This is a genomic window from Comamonas sp. E6, from assembly GCF_001010305.1.
In the GTDB taxonomy this organism is placed as follows: domain Bacteria; phylum Pseudomonadota; class Gammaproteobacteria; order Burkholderiales; family Burkholderiaceae_C; genus Comamonas; species Comamonas thiooxydans.
The window spans coordinates 439,378-457,524 of record NZ_BBXH01000005.1; the positions used below are offsets into that span (position 1 = coordinate 439,378).

18 protein-coding genes are annotated in these 18,147 nt (G+C 63.5%); 7 read left to right on the forward strand and 11 right to left on the reverse strand.

Going from position 1 to position 18,147, the window contains the following annotated elements; translation table 11 throughout:
- The first annotated feature begins 64 nt into the window (after positions 1-64).
- Positions 65-862: an SDR family oxidoreductase gene (locus CSE6_RS03055; RefSeq protein WP_034356466.1), complete on the forward strand. Its 798-nt coding sequence runs from the start codon at positions 65-67 to the stop codon at positions 860-862.
- A 65-nt stretch (positions 863-927) separates the two neighbouring features.
- Here CSE6_RS03055 and CSE6_RS03060 read toward each other — a convergent pair whose 3' ends face one another.
- Positions 928-1,827: a DMT family transporter gene (locus tag CSE6_RS03060; protein WP_045838399.1), complete on the reverse strand. Its 900-nt coding sequence runs from the start codon at positions 1,825-1,827 to the stop codon at positions 928-930.
- A 149-nt stretch (positions 1,828-1,976) separates the two neighbouring features.
- Between CSE6_RS03060 and CSE6_RS03065 the strand changes: the two genes are divergently transcribed.
- Positions 1,977-2,792, forward strand: a complete 816-nt coding sequence (locus CSE6_RS03065) for an NUDIX hydrolase family protein (protein WP_059439850.1) — start codon at positions 1,977-1,979, stop codon at positions 2,790-2,792.
- 13 nt (positions 2,793-2,805) lie between these two features.
- On the opposite strand, the gene CSE6_RS03070 is transcribed toward CSE6_RS03065, so the two are convergent.
- Positions 2,806-4,470, reverse strand: a complete 1,665-nt coding sequence (locus CSE6_RS03070) for a Na/Pi cotransporter family protein (protein WP_034356476.1) — start codon at positions 4,468-4,470, stop codon at positions 2,806-2,808.
- Positions 4,471-4,765: 295 nt separating this feature from the next.
- Here CSE6_RS03070 and CSE6_RS03075 point away from each other — a divergent pair, with 295 nt between their 5' ends.
- Complete coding sequence (locus tag CSE6_RS03075; RefSeq protein ID WP_059439851.1) at positions 4,766-5,053, forward strand: hypothetical protein; 288 nt, start codon at positions 4,766-4,768, stop codon at positions 5,051-5,053.
- A gap of 66 nt (positions 5,054-5,119) precedes the next feature.
- Here the strand turns inward: CSE6_RS03075 and lspA are convergent, their stop codons facing one another.
- The 3 genes from lspA to CSE6_RS03090 form a co-directional block, all read right to left on the reverse strand.
- Positions 5,120-5,635, reverse strand: a complete 516-nt coding sequence (gene lspA, locus CSE6_RS03080; RefSeq protein ID WP_034356478.1) for a signal peptidase II — start codon at positions 5,633-5,635, stop codon at positions 5,120-5,122.
- Between the two features lie 117 nt (positions 5,636-5,752).
- A complete protein-coding gene (gene ileS, locus CSE6_RS03085) occupies positions 5,753-8,608 on the reverse strand; it encodes an isoleucine--tRNA ligase (protein ID WP_059439852.1) in 2,856 nt (951 codons plus the stop codon).
- Between the two features lie 105 nt (positions 8,609-8,713).
- Positions 8,714-9,775 (reverse strand): bifunctional riboflavin kinase/FAD synthetase, encoded by a 1,062-nt coding sequence (locus tag CSE6_RS03090; RefSeq protein WP_034356484.1) that lies wholly within the window; start codon positions 9,773-9,775, stop codon positions 8,714-8,716.
- A gap of 182 nt (positions 9,776-9,957) precedes the next feature.
- Between CSE6_RS03090 and CSE6_RS03095 the strand changes: the two genes are divergently transcribed.
- The gene (locus CSE6_RS03095; protein ID WP_003066139.1) at positions 9,958-10,515 is read left to right on the forward strand and encodes an HNH endonuclease; all 558 of its coding nucleotides are present in this window, start codon (positions 9,958-9,960) and stop codon (positions 10,513-10,515) included.
- A 59-nt stretch (positions 10,516-10,574) separates the two neighbouring features.
- Here the strand turns inward: CSE6_RS03095 and CSE6_RS03100 are convergent, their stop codons facing one another.
- The 4 genes from CSE6_RS03100 to CSE6_RS03115 are packed head-to-tail and all read right to left on the reverse strand — an operon-like array spanning position 10,575 to position 13,334.
- Complete coding sequence (locus tag CSE6_RS03100; RefSeq protein ID WP_034389310.1) at positions 10,575-11,063, reverse strand: nucleoside deaminase; 489 nt, start codon at positions 11,061-11,063, stop codon at positions 10,575-10,577.
- Between the two features lie 24 nt (positions 11,064-11,087).
- Positions 11,088-11,423, reverse strand: coding sequence for a hydroxyisourate hydrolase (gene uraH, locus CSE6_RS03105; protein ID WP_012837181.1), 336 nt, complete (start codon positions 11,421-11,423; stop codon positions 11,088-11,090).
- Between the two features lie 43 nt (positions 11,424-11,466).
- Positions 11,467-11,982, reverse strand: a complete 516-nt coding sequence (locus CSE6_RS03110) for a hydroxyisourate hydrolase (RefSeq protein ID WP_059439853.1) — start codon at positions 11,980-11,982, stop codon at positions 11,467-11,469.
- 14 nt (positions 11,983-11,996) lie between these two features.
- Positions 11,997-13,334 carry an MFS transporter gene (locus tag CSE6_RS03115; protein WP_059439854.1) on the reverse strand — a complete coding sequence of 446 codons (1,338 nt, stop codon included), beginning with the start codon at positions 13,332-13,334 and terminating at the stop codon, positions 11,997-11,999.
- Between the two features lie 130 nt (positions 13,335-13,464).
- Here CSE6_RS03115 and CSE6_RS03120 point away from each other — a divergent pair, with 130 nt between their 5' ends.
- The 3 genes from CSE6_RS03120 (at position 13,465) to CSE6_RS03130 (ending at position 16,184) form a co-directional block, all read left to right on the forward strand.
- The gene (locus CSE6_RS03120; RefSeq protein WP_059439855.1) at positions 13,465-14,397 is read left to right on the forward strand and encodes a LysR family transcriptional regulator; all 933 of its coding nucleotides are present in this window, start codon (positions 13,465-13,467) and stop codon (positions 14,395-14,397) included.
- Between the two features lie 68 nt (positions 14,398-14,465).
- Complete coding sequence (gene uraD, locus CSE6_RS03125) at positions 14,466-15,017, forward strand: 2-oxo-4-hydroxy-4-carboxy-5-ureidoimidazoline decarboxylase (RefSeq protein WP_059439856.1); 552 nt, start codon at positions 14,466-14,468, stop codon at positions 15,015-15,017.
- Positions 15,018-15,236: 219 nt separating this feature from the next.
- Positions 15,237-16,184 (forward strand): bestrophin family protein, encoded by a 948-nt coding sequence (locus tag CSE6_RS03130; RefSeq protein WP_034356503.1) that lies wholly within the window; start codon positions 15,237-15,239, stop codon positions 16,182-16,184.
- A gap of 74 nt (positions 16,185-16,258) precedes the next feature.
- Here the strand turns inward: CSE6_RS03130 and CSE6_RS03135 are convergent, their stop codons facing one another.
- Positions 16,259-16,753 (reverse strand): nucleoside deaminase, encoded by a 495-nt coding sequence (locus tag CSE6_RS03135; protein ID WP_059439857.1) that lies wholly within the window; start codon positions 16,751-16,753, stop codon positions 16,259-16,261.
- A 161-nt stretch (positions 16,754-16,914) separates the two neighbouring features.
- Positions 16,915-18,030, reverse strand: a complete 1,116-nt coding sequence (locus CSE6_RS03140; protein ID WP_034408772.1) for an acyl-CoA dehydrogenase family protein — start codon at positions 18,028-18,030, stop codon at positions 16,915-16,917.
- Positions 18,031-18,147: the final 117 nt, after the last annotated feature.

Genomic DNA, 18,147 nt, shown 5'->3' on the forward strand with positions numbered 1-18,147 from the left:
GTTATTGATTTTGATAGCGTCGGGCAGTTTGTCCGGCTTGGAAACTGTGTGAAAGGACACTGACATGGACTTTGGTATCGCCGGGCGCTGGGCTCTGGTCTGCGGCGCCAGCAAGGGGCTGGGTTTTGGCTGCGCCAAGGCTCTGGCCGAAGAGGGAGTGAATCTGGTCATCAACGCCAGAAACGCCGAGGCATTGCAGCTGGCCGTGCAGAAGCTGCAAGCCATTGCTCCTCAGATCAAGGTCATCGGTGTCGCTGCAGACATCACCACGCCAGAAGGCCGCACGGCAGTGTTCGAAGCCGCCGGCGGCCCGGGCAAGGACTACGACATCGTCGTGACCAACGCCGGTGGCCCGCCTCCTGGCGACTTCCGTACCTGGGATCGTGAGGCCTGGATCAAGGCGGTGGACGCCAATATGCTGACCCCCATCGAGCTGATCAAGGCTACGGTGGACGGCATGGCCGAGCGCGGCTTCGGTCGCATCGTCAACATCACCTCGAGCGCGGTGAAGGCGCCCATCGACATCCTGGGCCTGTCCAACGGCGCGCGCAGCGGTCTGACGGGCTTTGTGGCTGGTCTGGCGCGTTCGGGCATTGCCGCCAAGGGCGTGACCATCAACAGCATACTGCCCGGCAAGTTCGACACCGACCGCCTGGTGGCAACCCATCAGGCGGCGGCCAACAAGACCGGTCAGGACCTGGATGCCGTGCGCCAGGCCCAGGCTGCCCAGATCCCCGCCAAGCGCTTTGGCACGGCCGAAGAGTTCGGCGCCATCTGTGCCTTCCTGTGCAGCCGCCAGGCCGGCTATATGACGGGCCAGAACATCCTGCCCGACGGCGGTCTGTATCCCGGCACTTACTGATCCGTGATCGAGTGCTGAAACGACAAAGCCCCGCAATGCGGGGCTTTTGTCTGGGTGGCAGCCGTTTATTTGCGGGATGACACGACGATGCCGGTCACGATCAGCGCAAACGCAAGCGCGTGGTAGAGGTGCGGGGTTTCGCCGAGCACGGGAATCGACAGCAGGGCCGTGAACAGCGGAATCAGATTGCCGAAAAAGCCCGCAATGGCGGGCGTGGAGCGCTGCACGCCCATGCCCCAGAAGCGGTAGGCCAGAATGGCCGGGCCCACGGCGATGAACAGCAGGCTGCCCAGCAGCGGCCAGCCCGGCACTAGGCGGAACTCGCCCAGCAAGGCTTCGCCGCCCGTGAAAAGGCCGGACCAGAGCAGGCCGAAAACGATCTGTGCGAGCAGAAAGCTGGCCCAGTGCGACTTCACTTCCTGGGGGCCGGTGCTGCGCGACAGCAGCCAGGTGTAGAAGGCCCAGGCAATCGTCGCCAGCACCATGAACAGGTCGCCGGGCACAAAGCGCAGAGCAAGCAGCGTCTGCCAGTCGCCGCGCGACATTACCACCGCCACGCCCAGCACGGACAGCAGGGCGCCGCCCATCTGCCGGCGGCTGACACGAATACCCCAGCACAGCCGGCCTATGGCCAGCATCCACACCGGCATGCTGGAGCTCACCAGCGTCACATTCAGCGGGGTCGAGGTCTTGAGTGCCAAGTACAGCAAGGCGTTGTAGCAGCCTATGCCCAGCAGCCCCAGCAGCATGTACTGCCGCCACAGCGGCCAGATCGGACTGTCCTTGCGCAGCACCCGCCATGCCAGCGGCAGCAGCAGCACAAAGGCGATGCACCAGCGCAGGAAGTTGAGTGCAAAGGGCGAGATCAGATCGTGAGCGAGGCGGCCCACGATGGCATTGCCGGCCCACAGTGCCGGAGCCAGGCTGAGCATGGCGACCGTGGTGGGTTTCAGGGGGGAATTCATGGGTTGTCACTGTAACGCGCGGCAACTGGCCTCCGGATCTTCAGCGCGGTGTGGCAGCGGCTGTTGCCGGCAAACTGGCGACCATCAATAGTGAGGCAAGCCTTCCCGTTTTGCGAAGCTGAGCACAATGCAGGCCAGGGAGATTTTTCATGAAGCAGCAAACCACGTCGCTCCAGCAGCAATGGCTGCAGTCACAGCAGGCCATGGCCAGCAGGCAGCCTCTGCGCCCGCGCCAGCCGCTGTGCATCGATGATCAACAGGTCGGCAGTATCGAGGAAGACTTTGCGCGCAAGCTGGGGCCCGACCTGCTGGCAGCGCACGGAATAGCGCTGAGGCTGCTGGCCGGGCAATGGCGCCTGGAAGGCCGGGGCGGGGCGACGGACAATCTGAACCGGCTGGCACAGGCCATGCGCAGCGCCGGTCTTGCCGGTGCCTGGCGCAACGAACAACTGGCGGTCTGCAATGCCGATGGTCGGCAACTGGCCACCGTCGAGCGCGGTGCTGTGCGGCCGCTGGGCATTGCCACCAGAGCCGTGCATCTGGTGGGCATTTGCGCGGATGGCTCGATCTGGGTGCAGCAGCGCTCGGAGGACAAGGCCAACAACCCCGGCATGTGGGATACCTTGATGGGCGGCATGGTCTCGGCGGCAGATGGTCTGGCCGAGGCGCTGGCGCGTGAAACCTGGGAGGAGGCCGGTCTGCATGTGGCAGAACTCGGCGAGCTTCGGCACGGCGGAAATGTGATGTTCGCCAGACCCAGCGACGAAGCAGAGGGACAGGGTTATATGGTCGAGCGCATAGACTGGTTTTCGGCCCTGGTGCCCGATGCGCTGCAGCCTGTGAATCAGGATGGCGAGGTACAGCGTTTCGAGCGGCTGGAGCGGACCGAGGTCCAAGGCTGGATGCTGCAGGGGCGTTTCACCCGCGAGGCCTCCCTGGTGCTTGCCGCCTACATGGGCTGGTAGGGCGGCAGAGCAGCTAGCGCTGGTTCTCCAGTGCGGTGGACTTGAGCCGGCTGGGTGCCAGGGCTCCGGCCTGCTCGAGAATCGGGTAGGCCACCGAGCACAGCAGCGAGTTGATGCGCTTGAGGTCGCTGATCATGTCGATATGCAGGGAGCTGGTCTCTATGCTCGATACCGTGTGCTGGGACAGGCGCTCCAGGTGGGTGGCCGAGTAGGCCAGCTCCAGATCGCGAAAGCGCGCTTTTTCCTCGAGCAGCTTTTGCGCCTCGCGCACATTGCCGTTGAGGAAGACGCTCATGGCCAGGCGCAGATTGTCCAGCAGATGCTGGGTCAGCTCGTGAATTTCCTGTTTTCCGGCAGCCGAGAACTGGCGGCCCTTCTTGATCTTCTTGTCTTCCAGATCCAGCAGCACGCGCTCGATGATGTCGCCGATCTGCTCCATATTGATGGTGAAGCTGATGATTTCCGTCCAGCGCTGACCTTCGCGTTCGTCGAGTTCGGCGCGCGAGATCTTGGTCATGTAGTACTTGATGGCCGAGTACAGATCGTCCACCGTGCCTTCCAGGTGGCGCACTTCCTCGGAGAGCTTGGCATCGTCGGTTTCAGCCACTTTTTGCAGGCCGATCAGCATGGACTCAATCACGTCGGCCTGATGCAGTGACTCGCGCACGGCACAGGTTATGGCCAGCGAAGGGGTGGACAGGGCCGAGGGGTCCAGGTGGCGTGGGCGCAGCAGCTTGGCCGCACTTTCTTCCTCGGGCTTGGGCAGCAAGGCGGTCACCCAGTGGGCCACGAGCTGGGTCAGGCCGATGAAGCACAGGCTGTTGAAGACATTGAACGCCAGATGGAACATCACCACGTTCTGGCCGGCGCTGGGCAGATAGGGCTGGGCGTACTGCGACCACAGCCCGATAAAGGGCGCGACGATGGCCACGCCCATGATCTTGAACAGCAGATTGCCTATGGTGACCTGACGCTCCTCCACCGCCGATTTGGCGGTGGTGAGCGCCGCGACCAGACCGCTGCCCAGATTGGCGCCCAGGGTCAGGCCCAGAGCCACATCCAGCGGAATGGCGCCGGAGCTGGCCATGGCCGCAATCAGCAGCACCACGGCCAGGCTGGAGTAGGCCAGCACGGCCAGTACCGCGCCCAGCAGCAATTCCATGAACAGATCGCTGCTGACCGAGGCCAGCAGGGTACGCACGGCAGGGGCCTGCAGCAGGGGCTCGGTGGCTTCCACCACCAGGCGCAGGGCCAGCAGCATCAGGCCCAGGCCGATGAGCACGCGGCCGATACGACCGGGCTTGGAGTCCTTGCGCGAGATATAGAGCACCACGCCGACAAAGATGAACAGCGGCGACAGCCAGGAAAGGTCGGTGGAGAACAGCACGGCCATCAGAGCCGTTCCGACATCGGCACCGCGCATCACGGCCAGGGCCGAGGGCAGGGTGATCAGACCCTGGCCTACAAAGGACGAGGTCATCAGCGAGGTGGCCGTACTTGATTGCACCAGGGCCGTGACGCCCATGCCGGAAAGCGCTGCCGAGAAACGGTTGCTCATGCTGCGGGCGAGAATATTGCGCAGGTTTGCGCCGAAGACCTGCAGAACGCCGGTGCGAACCATCTGAGAGCCCCAGATCAACAGGGCAATGGCTGCTAAAAGATTCAATAAATGCTTCATGTTCTGCCCGCGAAGGAGCGACCTAATATACCCCTGAGTGAGGTCGGTCTGCCCGGATGCCTCACTCTTCACGCACAAATAAGTGCGGAATAAGGAACACAATAGAACAAAAACGAATTATTCGAAACATCGTTTCTACGGATGAGATTTCAGAGGTGACCGAGTTTCCCGTATATCTGTATTGCGTTCGACGCTATTAAAAAGGTGGGTTCATGATTCCTGCCATGTCCGGTGCTGCTGCAGTGAGCTTTCTTTTGATGTTGCTGGCAGCCATGGCGGCTGTGGGCTGTGGCATTTGCGGCGCGGCAAGCCCAGGCGGCCGCTGCGCATCTGGCAATGGGTGGCGGCGGTATTGCTGTCCATCTCCACGCTGCTCGGGCCGGCGCAGATTGCATGGATCGATCAGCGGCAGGCGCAGCAGATGGCCGAGCAAGAACAGCTGACGCACATCACGCTGGGTCAGTCCGTGGTCCGGGGCTGCATCACCTTGTCTGCGGGCAGCCATATTCAGCGCGATATGCCTGAAGGTGCTGCCGAGCCCGCCTATGAGCCGGCCGAATCCGGCCGGAGCGGGGCGGAATGAGCAAGGCCCGCTGTCTGCTGGAGAGACAGCGGGCCTTGGGCCTTGCCGATGGAAAGCGACTGGCGCTTACACGCTCTGGTTCTTGGCGCGTTTTGCGCGCAAGAACTCATCCAGGATCAGCAGTATGGCGCCTAGCGTGATGCCCATATCGGCCACGTTGAAGGCCGGGAAATGGCTGCTGCCCCAGTAGAAGTCCAGAAAGTCCACCACATAGCCGTGCTGCAGGCGGTCCACCACATTGCCAATGGCTCCGCCCAGGATGCTGGACAGCGACAGGCAGAACATCTTCTCGCCGGGGTGTTTGCGCAGCTGCCAGACGATGAGCACGGTGGCAATCGCGCCGATGGCCACGAACAGCCAGCGTTGCCAGCCGCTGCCGCCCGCGAGGAAGGAGAAGGCTGCGCCCGTGTTGTGTGCGCGCACGATGTTGAAGAAGCTGGTGATGGGAGTCCAGTCCCCATACTGGTAGTGGCTCAGAATCATCTGCTTGGTGATCTGATCCACGCCGATGATGACAAGCGCCCACAGCAGCCAGGGCCAGATACGGCCAAGGCCTGCGGAGGAGGTCTGGGTGTTGCTCATGGCAGCTCTTTGCTAAGGTTTTTTGATAGCGGTTAGCGCTTGATTCGAAAGGATTTCAGCAAAAATAAATGCTGAAAATAGCTGCCAGCAGGTGCTGGCAGCTCACTTTTTGAAGACTCAAGCCTTGGTGCGGACTTCGCCCGTGCCGTGCAGATTGCTGTCGCAGCGGCCGCAGATCGAGGGGTGCTCGGGGTTCACGCCCACGTCTTCACGGTAATGCCAGCAGCGCTCGCACTTGGCGTGCTCACTGGCCTTCACGGTGGTGCTCAGCGCATCGCCGGCCACGGCAGTCGCTGCCGAGGTGATGAAGACAAACTTCAGATCGTCCTTGAGGCTTTGCAGCAGGGCCAGGTCCTCGGGCTCGGCCGTGAGCGTGACTTCGGCCTGCAGGGAGGAACCCACGGCGCCGGTGGTGCGCACCACTTCGATGTCCTTGTTGACCTGGTTGCGGATCTCGCACAGGCGCGTCCACTTGGCCAGCAGGCCTTCGTCGCCGGCGGGCAGCTCGGTGAACTTCTCCAGGAAGATGGATTCGCTGTGGCCCACGATCTTCCAGGCTTCCTCGGCCGTGAAGGACAGGAAGGGCGACATCCAGCGCAGCAGCGCCTGGGTGATCTGGTAGAGCGCGGTCTGGGCCGAGCGGCGTGCCAGGCTCTTGGGGGCGCTGGTGTAGAGGCGATCCTTGAGCACGTCCAGGTAGAAGCCGCCCAGGTCTTCGGAGCAGAACAGCTGCAGCTTGGCGACCACGGGGTGGAACTCGTAGACCTTGTAGTGGGCCAGGATCTCCTGCTGCAGCTGGGCCGAGCGCGCCAGCGCGAACTGGTCGATCTCCAGCATCTCGCCATAGGCCACGGCATCCTTGCTGGCGTCGAAGTCGCTGGTGTTGGCCAGCAAAAAGCGCAGCGTGTTGCGGATGCGGCGATAGGCGTCCACCACGCGGGCCAGGATCTTGTCGTCGATGCCCAGGTCGCCCGAGTAGTCGGTCGAGGCCACCCACAGACGGATGATTTCCGCGCCCATCTTGCTCGACACGTCCTGCGGGGCCACGGTGTTGCCTAGCGACTTGGACATCTTCTTTCCCTGGCCGTCCACGGTGAAGCCGTGGGTCAGCAGGCCGCGATAGGGCGCGCGGCCGAAGATGGCCGACGCCAGCAGCAGCGAGCTGTGGAACCAGCCGCGGTGCTGGTCGTGGCCTTCCAGGTACAGGTCGGCCTCGGGGCCGTGGTCGTGGTGGTGCTCGGGGTGGGTGCCGCGCAGCACATGCCAGAAGGTGGAGCCGGAGTCGAACCACACCTCCAGAATATCGGTGCTCTTGGTATAGCTCCTGGCCTCTTCGGCGCCCAGGATATCTTCGGTGCTGACGCGGCTCCAGGCCTCGATGCCGCCTTGCTCGATCATGGCGGCCGCCTGGTCGATGATCTCCATGGTGCGGGGGTGCAGAGCGCCCGTGTCCACATGCAGGAAGAAGGGGATGGGCACGCCCCACGAGCGCTGGCGCGAGATGCACCAGTCGGGACGGCCGGCGATCATCGCGCGCAGGCGGTCCTGGCCGTTTTGCGGGTAGAAGTTGGTTTGCTCGATGGCGTCCAGCGCGATCTGGCGCAGGGTCTTCTCGGGCTTTTGCGCGGGATCGGTGAACACGCCTTCGCCTTCGTCCATGCGGATGAACCACTGGGCGGCAGCGCGGTAGATGACGGGCGTCTTGTGGCGCCAGCAGTGCGGATAGCTGTGGCTGATGGTGGTGGTGTCCATCAGGCGGCCCGCGACCTTCAGTGCGTCGAGGATGACGGGCACGGCCTTCCAGATATGCTGGCCGCCGAACATGGGCAGGTCGGCCGCGTACACGCCGTTGCCCTGCACGGGGTTCAGGATCTGCTTGTAGTCCATGCCGTTGGACATGCAGCTGTTGAAGTCGTCCACGCCATAGGCAGGGGCCGAGTGCACGATGCCGGTGCCGTCGTCGGCGGTGGCGTATTCGGCCAGGTAGACGGGCGAGATGCGGTCAAAGCCCTTGTCCACATGGGCCAGCGGGTGCTTGAAGGGCATGTGGTCGAGCTTTTCGCCCTTGGCGGTGGCGAGCACGCGGCCTTCCAGCTTCCAGCGGGCCAGGCATTTCTCGACCAGGGCGGAGGCCACGATCAGCAGGCCGCGCTCGGTCTCCACCAGGCTGTATTCCAGGTCGGGGTTGACGTTGAGCGCCTGGTTGGCGGGGATGGTCCAGGCCGTCGTCGTCCAGATGACGATAAAGGCTTCCTTGTCGAGCTTGTCCAGGCCGAATGCTGCGGCCAGTTTGGCCGGCTCGGCAGCGGGGAACATCACGTCCAGGGTCTGGCTTTGCTTGTCGGCGTATTCGATCTCGAACTCGGCCAGCGAGGAGGCGCAGTCAAAGCACCAGTACACGGGCTTGAGGCCGCGGTAGACAAAGCCACGCTCCATCACCTTCTTCAAGGCACGCAGCTCGGCGGCCTCGTTGGCGTAGTTCATGGTCTTGTAGGGGTGATCCCAGTCGCCGAGCACGCCCAGGCGCTTGAAGTCCACCATCTGCTGCTCGATCTGCTCGGCGGCAAAGGCGCGGCTCTTGGCCTGCATCTCGTCGCGCGGCAGATTGCGGCCATGCAGCTTCTCGATGGCATTCTCGATGGGCAGACCGTGGCAGTCCCAGCCCGGTGCATAGAGCGCGTCGAAGCCTTCGAGCTGGCGGCTCTTGACGATCATGTCCTTGAGGATCTTGTTCACCGCATGGCCGATGTGCAGCTTGCCGTTGGCGTAAGGAGGGCCATCGTGCAGGATGAACTTGGGTGCGTCGCTGCGGGCGTCGCGCAGCTTCTTGTAGATGCCCTTGTCGTCCCATTCCTTGGCCCAGGCGGGCTCGCGCTTGGGCAGGTCGCCGCGCATGGGGAAAGGGGTGTCGGGCATGTTCAGCGTGGCGCGGTAAGCGGACGCTTCGGGCTTGTTGGACTTCGAATCAGACATGGGAAACCTTGAAGGCAATGCAATGCCCGGGCAGTTCTGCCTGGGCGTGAATGGTGAGGTGAGCGCCAGTGCGCTGCTGCGCCTGGGACGTGCGAGCAGCGAGCTTCAAATTCGGTCGCGCGTGGTCTGGCGACGGGTCTCTGTGTGCGACGAGGTGTGAGACGGTATGTGGGCCGAGGCGAAAAACGCGCGCGCGTCATCGCAGTCCTTGGCGATGCCGACCGTCAGGGCATCGAGACTGTCATACTTCAGCTCGTCGTGCAGTTTGTGCAGAAGTTCCACGCGGATGATTTTACCGTAGGCACCTTCTCCACCCAGTTGGGCGGGCCAATCGAAACAGTGGGTCTCCAGCAGCACCCGCCCGCCGTTGATGTCGTTGGGGTCCAGCGAGGGGCGCACGCCGAGGTTGGCCACGCCCTGCAGCGGTTGGTCCGTCAGCCCATGCACCAGCACGGCAAAAATGCCGCTGGCGGCAGGTTTCCAGTGGTCGAAACGCAGATTCAGCGTGCGAAAGCCGTCCTCGGCTCCGCTCATTGATTCGGCCAGCTTGCGGCCCAGCTTGCGGCCATGCACCACATGGCCCGAGATGCGGTAGGGGTGGCCCAGCAGCTTGGCGGCCTGCTGCATGTCGCCGGCGGCCAGGGCCTCGCGCACGGCCGTGCTGGAGACGCGCAGCCCATGGACTTCATAGCTGTTCATGCGGGCCACATCAAAGCCCAGGGCCTGGCCGGCGTTGTCCAGCATGGCGTAATCGCCGGCGCGCTTGGAGCCAAAGCGGAAGTCGTCGCCCACCAGCACGTATTTGGCGCCCAGGCCCGAGATCAGCACGTCCTGAATGAAATCCTCGGGACTTTGGCTGGCCAAGGCCTGGTTGAAGGGTAGGATCACGACCTGATCGACGCCGCAGACCTCGAGCTGGCTGAGCTTGTCACGCAGCGTGCCCACGCGGGCCGGCGCCAGCTCAGGCTTGCCCAGCTTCTTGGCAAAGTAGTCGCGCGGGTGCGGCTCGAAGGTCATGGCGCAGCTGGGAATGCCGCGCTGTGCCGCCTCGGCCTTGAGCAGGCCCAGCATGGCTTGATGTCCCCGGTGTACACCATCAAAATTGCCAATGGTCACAGCGCAGGCCGGAGCCAGGCCGGGATGATTGATACCGCGAAAAATCTTCATGGGCTGCTTTGTTATTTGTAGCAACTGGCGCCGATGCATGCGACACAAGCCGTCAATTTGACATAGTTTCAGAGTATATTGCTTCAAATCAGGCAGCTGTGCAGGCTGCACGATTGTGCGCAAAAGCGCCAAGACGCTTGTCCGTTTTCCGTGGTCGATGTTTGACTGTATGGAGGCTGGTTGTGAAAGTCTTGAAGCTGACAGCCCAGGGGCTGCCGCAGTCCTGGGTAACGCTGGAGCAGGCGGCGCTGCATTACGCAGCAGAAGATGTGCGCTGGGAAGCCGGTGTCGAAATCGCCTGCTTTCGCGGTGGCCACAATGCGGTGACCGGCAAGCAGTCAGTCATTCACATCAACTCCATCATCGGCACCAAGGGCATGCCGAACATCAACCCGCATGAGCTGCTGCCGGGTCTGACCAATGGCAAGCTCTTTGCTCGTGACCGCTGCGTCTGCGCCTATTGCGGGCGGCGCTTCCATGAGAGCGATCTCACGCGCGAGCACATTGTTCCCGTGAGCACCGGCGGGCAGCACAGCTGGATGAATCTGGTCACGGCCTGCCGCGCCTGCAACCACCGCAAGGGGGCCAGAACGCCGGAGCAGGCCCGCATGCCCTTGCTCTACACCCCCTACACGCCCACGCTGTGGGAGGACTTCATCCTGAGAAACCGCCGCATTCTGGCCGACCAGATGGAGTTTCTCGTGGCCCATGTGCCGCGTGGATCGCGCTGGCGCAGCTAGGGCGTAAAAAAAGCCCCGGGCTGGCGCCGCGGGGCAGGAGCAAGAGGACAGAAACGCGTTCAGACTGTGGTGGAGACGGCTTTTTGCCAGGCTTCGTAGAGGTCTTCGCCCTCGTCGCGCACGCGCTGGCCGATCAGTGCCATCTCGCGCTGCTCCTCCGGCTTGGCCAGTTCCACATAGCCGCGCGAGGCCGACAGATCGTAGGGCTCGCCGTCTTCGTTGGAATAGGCGAAGTACACCTTTTTCACGCCGGCCAGCAACATGGCCGTGTAGCACATGGAGCAAGGATAGCCGCTGGCATACATGACGGCCCCCGACAGATCGGTGCTGCCCTGAGCCTTGGCGCCTATGCGCAGGGCCTGCATCTCGGCGTGGGCCGAGGGGTCGCAGAGCTCATCGACCTGATTGACGGCGCGCGCCAGGACCTTGCCCTCACGCACCAGCACGGCGCCGAAGGGCCAAGTGGGCTGCTGGCGGCCTTTGACATTGCCCATGGCCAGGCGTATGGACTCAAGCAGGTATTTGCCGCTGTCGTTTTCGTTGTTCATCGAGTCGTTCTCCTTGGTAAAAAATCAGCTGCCGCGGTAGGTGTTGAAGAACCACGGCGAACACAGCATGGGCACGTGGTAGTGCTGGGCCGCGTCGAAGATGGAAAAGCGCACCAGCACTTCTTCCGACAGCGCCGTGGGCTCCTTGAAATGCTCGCCTGTGTAAAAGCGCAGCTCGAAGTCCCCGGTGCGGGCCGCGGCGGCGGGCAGCATGGGGGCGTCGGTGCGGCCGTCGGCATTGGTACGGGTGCTGTTCAGACGCTGCGCCGGGGTCTGCGCCACGTCGTAGAGTTCCACCCGCATGCCGGCGATGGGGCGACCGGTGGTGAGGTTGAGTACATGGGTGCTGATGCCTGCCATGGTGGTCTTTCGATGGGTTGCGATAGAGCGCGGATATGCCGGCTCAGCTGCCGCGCGAATAGGTGTAGCTCCAGGGGCCGAACTGGATGGGCAGATGGATGCGCTCTGCCGTGTTCACGATCTGGAAGCGCACCGGCACCTTGGACAGAAAGGCCGGGCGCGGCAGCTTGGCGCTCTTGGCAGCAAAGTACTCGTCCACGTGCAGCAGCATTTCGTAGCGCCCGCTGCGGTAGCTGTCGCCGATCAGCAGCGGCTCGTCGGCCCGGCCGTTGGCGTTCACGACAAAGCTGCGTATCGGCACATAGGTTTCGCCGTCGAAGCGCGAAAAGTCGATGCGCAAGCCCGTGGCTGCAGAGCCATGGAAGGTGTCCACGGCATGCATGGTCAGGCGCGGGCTGACACCATGCAGCACGATGGGGCCGGTGGCCTGGGCCGGCGCTGCCGGGTGTGTGTCGGCGGCCAGCGCGCCGTGTGCGCCCGTCAGGGCCGAGGCGCCGAGCACGAGGCCCGAGAGTGCGAACTGTCGGCGCGACGGGGTCGGTGTGGGTGTGGGATGCATGCGGGATGACTCCTTCAGGCGTTCTTGCGGCGCTGGATGCGGGCGACGAAGGCGATGGCGAGAACGGCTGCCAGCGCTTCCACGATGGCCACCAGGTACAGGCCCGGAGCGACCTTGCCGGTGGAGGCCTTGATCACGCCCATCAGATAGGGGGCACCGAAGCCGGCCAGATTGGCCACCGAGTTGATCAGCGCCACGCCCACTGCAGCAGCGCCGCCGCTGAGCAGCATATTGGGCATCTGCCAGAACACGGGGATCGCGCTCATGGTGCCCACCAGTGCCAGGACCATGGCCGACAGCGCCACGATCACGGGGATGCTGTCCATGCCCATGGTGAAGGCCAGGGCCAGCATGCCCACGGCGCCCAGCAGGGTCGAGCCCGCGAAGTGCCAGCGTACCTCGCCACGGTGGTCGGAATGGCGACCGTTGATGATCATGCCGGCCGCGCCGAGCAGATAGGCGGCACCGGCGATCCAGCCCACCTGCATGGGCGAGGTGAAGCCCGCTTCGCGAATCACGGTGGGAATCCAGAAGGTCAGCGTGGAGTTGGCGCACAGCAGGCAGAAGAACACGGCGATCAGCAGCCACACCATGGGGTTGCCGAACAGGGTACGCCAGTCGCTGTGGCGCTCGCCCTGAGCCTTCTGGTCGATTTCGAGCTGCTGGCGCACGACGGCGCGGTCCGTGTCGGTGAGCCATTTGGCTTCCTCGGGGCGGTCGGTCATGTAGAAGTAGGCAAAGATGCCGGCCAGCACCGAGGGGATGCCTTCGATGATGAACAGCCACTGCCAGCCGTGCATGCCGTGCGCGCCTGCGGCCCAGGTCATGATGCCGCCAGCCAGCGGGCCGCCGATGACGCCGGCGATGGCCGAGGCCGACATGAAGGTGCCGAAGGCCTTGGCGCGGCGCTTGGACGGATACCAATAGGTCAGGTAGAGGATGATGCCGGGGTAGAAGCCTGCCTCGAACACGCCCATCAGAAAGCGCAGGATGTAGAACTGAGTCGGTGTCGTCACCCAGGCCTGCAAGATGCAGATCAGGCCCCAGCCTATGGTGATGCGCATCACCGTCTTCTTGGCGCCTATCTTCTGCAACAGCATGTTGGAGGGCACTTCGAACAGGAAGTAGCCGATGAAGAAGATGCCGGCGCCCAGGCCGTAGACGGCTTCGCTGAATTTCAGGTCGTCGAGCATCTGCAGCTTGGCGAAGCCGATGTTGACGCGGTCCAGCCAGGCCAGCACCCACAGCACGCCCAGAAAGGGCAGCAGGCGCCAGGAAATCTTGGAGTAGGTGGCGTCGACCTGATCGACGGAAGCAGCAGTGCCGCTGATCGGCACATGGTGAGCACTCATGGCAAGTCCTTGTCTCGGAAATTTGTTGTTGGGTTTGCGGACACTTGCATGGTCGCGACTTGTGGCGATATGCGAAACTAAGCGCCTGCTATGAGCCGCATAGCAAAATGCATATCTCTAGGGAAAACACGTGTCTCGCAGCGAAGAACCATTCGATACCTATTTGCTGCGCGTGCTGTGCACCTTGATCAGCGAAAAAAGCGTGTCGCGCGCGGCAATACGTCTCAATCAGTCACAACCGGCCATCAGCGCGGCGCTGCGGCGATTGCGGGCCATCTTCAACGACCCTCTGCTGGTGCGGGACAAGAACCGCATGGTCCCGACGGCACGCGCGCTTCAGGCCGTGGAGCAGGCACGTGCGGCGCTGGGCCTGATCGACGGGCTGCTGAGCGTCGGCAAGGAATTTGTGGCCGAGACCACGCAACTGCGCTTCACCATCGCCATGCCCGACTATCTGGCACCGCCCTTCATGGCGCGTGTGGTCCAGCTCATGCGTGCGCAGGCACCGGGCGCGAGGCTGGTCCTGCTGCCGCTGGGCCAGAACTTCGACTACGAGCAGGCCCTGCAAAGCGGCGAGGTGGATATCGTCATCGGCAACTGGCCGAGCCCGCCCGAGCATTTGCACATGTCCACGCTGCTCGAGGACGAGGTGGTCTGCCTGCTCGACGAGAAGCATCCTCTGGCCGGGCCGGGCCGGCTTACGGCCGAGCACTATCTGCAGGCCGCGCATGTGGTGTTCACGCCTTACTCGCCCGATCAGCGCGGCGTGGTGGAGAGCAGTCTGGGCACCATGCGCGTGAGCCGTGACGGCCGCGTGCAATGCTCGCATTTCTCGCTGGCTCCGGACTTGCTGGTGGGCACCGATCTGCTGCTGACCACCAGCCGCCATTTCGCGGCCTATCATGCAAGGCGGCTGCCGCTGGCCATGGTGCCTCTGCCCATGGGCAACCGCGTCATGCGCTTCTACCAGCTCTGGCATTCGTCCCGGCACCGGGATGCCTCCCATATCTGGCTGCGCGCTCTGCTCAATCAGGCCTCGCAGGTGCTGACGGCATCGACGTAGCCGGCTGCTATACGGGCTATAACAAGCCAGCACTGTGAGGCGGGAAACGTGCTTCCTACACTGGCCTCATGACTAGCACCACTACCTCCTCCATCCCCACGCTCGACGAGCTCAACGTCATGACGCACGCAGACTTTGCGGCCGCGCTCGGCGAGGTTTTTGAATACGCCCCCTGGGTGGCCGAGGCAGCCGCGCAGCAGCGCCCCTTTGCCAGCCTGGACGCACTGCACCAGGCCATGCTGGCCGCCGTGCATGGCAGCCCACGTGAGCAGACCCTGCACTTTCTCTGTGGTCACCCCGAGCTGTCGGCCAGCGCCGTGCGCTCCGGCACGCTGACCGTTGACTCCCAGCAGGAGCAGCAAAGCGCGGGCCTGGGGGATCTGGCGCAGGAGCAGGGCGAGCGCCTGGCCGAGCTGAACCAGGCCTATCGCACGCGCCATGGCTTTCCCTTCATCGCCTGCGTGCGCCACTACACGCGCGCCGGCCTGTTTGCCGAACTGGCCTCGCGCACTGAGCGCGGCACCGAGCAGGAGTTTGCCGAAGCCCTGCGCCAGATCGGCTTCATCAGCCGCCTGCGCCTAGCGCAGCGCGTGAGTGCTGGCAGCCTGCAGGCCGCCTGAGCCCCTATCGCCGCCCAAGCCCCGCAATGCGGGGCTTTTCTTATGCTGGCTGGAGGGGGAGCCCTATGTCGGGGGGCGCTGCCCATGTGCAGCAGATGCCGCATGGAGCGTGCTGGCGCGGCCCTGGCTGCCTACTGCCGCAGTGGGAGTTCTCGGCGCTGGCTGAAATCCCCGGATGCTTGTGATTGAATTCGGGTTTAGACCTTATTTCTCGTTTTCATGATCGTCAGAGATCGCCCGTCGGGCTTCAAGCTGCTGTGGATTGTCCGGGGCTCGGTGCTGCAACGCATCAAAGGCGTGCTTGCCGTCAATATCGTGCTGGCCATCATTGTCACCGTGGCGCATGGCACGCTGTTCCACACCAAGATCCCCATCACGCCGATTCCGTTCACCCTGATCGGCCTGCCGCTGGCGATTTTTCTGGGCTTTCGCAACAACACCGCGTATGCGCGCTACTGGGAAGGACGCAAGCTCTGGGGCGAGATCGTGATCTATGCACGCACGCTGGCCCGCCAGTGCCTGAGTCTGATCGAGCTCGATCACCCCATAGACCCGCGCCAGCGGGCCAGCGATGTGCGGGTGCGCATGGTGCACCGGGCCGTGGCTTTTTCTCATGTGCTGCGGGCCCAGCTGCGCAGCCTCAAGGACGATGTGGCGGCCCAGCAGTGGCTGACTCATGCCGAGTGGCAGCGCCTGCAACTGCTGCCGCTGAATCAGCGCACCGATGCGCTGATGCTGGCCATGGGCAAGGATCTGGGCCAGTGCGTGCGCGAGCAGCGCATAGACCCCTGCCTGGCCGTGGAGCTGGACCGCACCCTCAATGGCTTCACGACGGCCGCTGCCTCCTGCGAGCGCATCCGCAATACGCCGATTCCGTTTTCCTACACCTTGCTGCTGCACCGCACGGCCCATCTGTACTGCTTTTTGCTGCCGTTCGGCCTGGTGGACATCACGGGCTTCATGACGCCGTTTGTCGTAGCCATCGTGGCCTATACCTTCTACGGTCTCGATGTGCTGGGTGACGAGCTGGAAGAGCCGTTCGGCATGGAAAGCAACGACCTGGCACTGGACAGCATCTGCCGCAGCATCGAGATCAGCCTCAGCCAGTCGCTGGGCGACCCCCAGGTTCCGGCGCCGCTCAAGCCGGTGGACTATCTGCTGACCTGAGGTCCTCCAGAATGCAAAGCCCTGAACTCGTCATTCAGGGCTTTGTTCTTGATGGCGGCTGGAGCCAGTGCTGGCTAGACCGTGGCGCGATCTTCGTCCACGGCCTTTTGCCAGGCCTGGTACAGGTCCTCGCCGGCATCGCGCACGCGGTGGCTGATGACGGGCAGTTCGCGCCGGCCTTCGGGGCGAGCCAGTTCCTCATAGCCGCGCGCAGCCGACAGGTCGTAGGGCTCGCCGTCTTCGTTGGAGTAGGCGAAGTACACCTGCTTCACGCCGGCCAGCAGCATGGCGGTGTGGCACATGGAGCAGGGATAGCCGCTGGCATACATGACCGAGCCGGACAGATCCGTGCTGCCCATGGCCTTGGCGGCAATGCGCAGGGCCTGCATCTCGGCGTGGGCCGTGGGGTCGCACAGATCATCGACCTGGTTGACGGCGCGCGCCAGGACCTTGCCGTCACGCACCAGCACGGCGCCGAAGGGCCAGGTCGCGGATTCGCGGCCCTTGACATTGCCCATGGCCAGGCGAATGGACTCCAGCAGATACTTTTCGCTGTCTTGCTTGCTCATGCATGTCTCCTTGATCTTGTGAATGGCGCAAGGATCATAGGAAGAGCAGCAGGGTCCATAGTGCATGCAGGAAGCAAAACAGCACGCCGAAGCGTGCTGTTGACTTTTAGTTTTGGGTTGAATGCAGTTGCCGTGATCTTGATGAATGTTGATGCAGGCTTTCAGGCAAAGACGCCGGCGCTGTCCTGCATATGGGCCGATACCGTACCCAGGTGGTGCAGGGTGTCGCCACCCGTCATCTCCATCTGGGTCAGTCGCTTGAAATAGTGGCTGCCCACATATTCGTCCGTCACGCCGATGCCTCCATGCAGCTGCACGGCCTGCTGGCCCACATAACGCATGGACTGGCCCAGCTGCACCTTGGCGCGCGCGATGGCGACATGGCGCTCCTCGGCAGGCGCCACCAGCTTGAGCGTGCCGTAGTAGCTCATGGAGCGGGCCAGCTCCAGCTGCATCTTCATATCGGCCACGCGGTGGCGCAGGGCCTGGAAGCTGGAGATCACCACGCCGAACTGCTTGCGCTGGTTCATGTACTCGGTGGTGAGCTTGAGCGTCTGCTCCATCACGCCCACGCCTTCGGCGCAAAGAGCGGCATTGGCCACATCCTGTGCCAGGGTGAGGGCAGCCACGCCATTGGTGGTGATCAGGGTGGCCGATGCGGCATGGCAGACCAGATCGGCCGCGCGTCCCTCATCCTGCGTGGCATAGGGCTTGGTGGCGACGCCTTCGCGGCCGTTCTCGACGAGGAAGAGCGCAATCTTGCCGTCGAGCTGGGCCGGCACGATGAAGGCGTCGGCCTGGTCGCCCGCTGGAACAATGTTTTTCCTAGCATCTACCGTATATCCATCGCCGGATTTGGAGGCCTTTGCGGCGCAAACATCAATCTGGTAGCGCGCCTTGCGCTCCTGCGATGCGAGCACCACCAGCTTTTCACCGCTGGCGATGCGGGGCAGCCAGGCTTGCTTGACGGCTTCGTCGCCGAACTGGCCGAGCAGGGCGGAGGCCACGAAAGCCTGGGTCAGAGGCTCCATCACCAGACCGCGGCCCAGCTCCTCCATGACCACCATCACATCAACCGCGCCCTGGCCCAGACCGCCATATTGCTCGGGCACGGTGAGAGCCGTCAGGCCCAGCTCGGCCAGCTCGTTCCAGACCTCGCGCGAGAAGCCGCCTTGTTTGGCAATGCTCTGGCGGCGCTCAAAGGTATAGCCCTTGTCCACCCAGCGGGCCACGGCATCGCGCAGTTGTTGCTGGTCGTCGGAAAAATCGAAATCCATATTTGTCTCCTGCTGCTGAAGCGAGTGCGCCTTGCGCACCATCACATTCAGCGAAGCTCTAGCAAGAACCCCCTCCCGGAGGGGGCACGGGGTAGCAGTGCGAGTTCACGCAAGCGA

Bases quoted from the DNA above. Each gene is read 5' to 3' on its own strand.
- CSE6_RS03055 (WP_034356466.1), top strand. From the start codon at position 65: ATGGACTTTGGTATCGCCGGGCGCTGGGCTCTGGTCTGCGGCGCCAGC.
- CSE6_RS03060 (WP_045838399.1), bottom strand. From the start codon at position 1,827: ATGAATTCCCCCCTGAAACCCACCACGGTCGCCATGCTCAGCCTGGCT.
- CSE6_RS03065 (WP_059439850.1), top strand. From the start codon at position 1,977: ATGAAGCAGCAAACCACGTCGCTCCAGCAGCAATGGCTGCAGTCACAG.
- CSE6_RS03070 (WP_034356476.1), bottom strand. From the start codon at position 4,470: ATGAAGCATTTATTGAATCTTTTAGCAGCCATTGCCCTGTTGATCTGG.
- lspA (WP_034356478.1), bottom strand. From the start codon at position 5,635: ATGAGCAACACCCAGACCTCCTCCGCAGGCCTTGGCCGTATCTGGCCC.
- ileS (WP_059439852.1), bottom strand. From the start codon at position 8,608: ATGTCTGATTCGAAGTCCAACAAGCCCGAAGCGTCCGCTTACCGCGCC.
- CSE6_RS03090 (WP_034356484.1), bottom strand. From the start codon at position 9,775: ATGAAGATTTTTCGCGGTATCAATCATCCCGGCCTGGCTCCGGCCTGC.
- CSE6_RS03100 (WP_034389310.1), bottom strand. From the start codon at position 11,063: ATGAACAACGAAAACGACAGCGGCAAATACCTGCTTGAGTCCATACGC.
- uraH (WP_012837181.1), bottom strand. From the start codon at position 11,423: ATGGCAGGCATCAGCACCCATGTACTCAACCTCACCACCGGTCGCCCC.
- CSE6_RS03110 (WP_059439853.1), bottom strand. From the start codon at position 11,982: ATGCATCCCACACCCACACCGACCCCGTCGCGCCGACAGTTCGCACTC.
- CSE6_RS03115 (WP_059439854.1), bottom strand. From the start codon at position 13,334: ATGAGTGCTCACCATGTGCCGATCAGCGGCACTGCTGCTTCCGTCGAT.
- uraD (WP_059439856.1), top strand. From the start codon at position 14,466: ATGACTAGCACCACTACCTCCTCCATCCCCACGCTCGACGAGCTCAAC.
- CSE6_RS03130 (WP_034356503.1), top strand. From the start codon at position 15,237: ATGATCGTCAGAGATCGCCCGTCGGGCTTCAAGCTGCTGTGGATTGTC.
- CSE6_RS03135 (WP_059439857.1), bottom strand. From the start codon at position 16,753: ATGAGCAAGCAAGACAGCGAAAAGTATCTGCTGGAGTCCATTCGCCTG.
- CSE6_RS03140 (WP_034408772.1), bottom strand. From the start codon at position 18,030: ATGGATTTCGATTTTTCCGACGACCAGCAACAACTGCGCGATGCCGTG.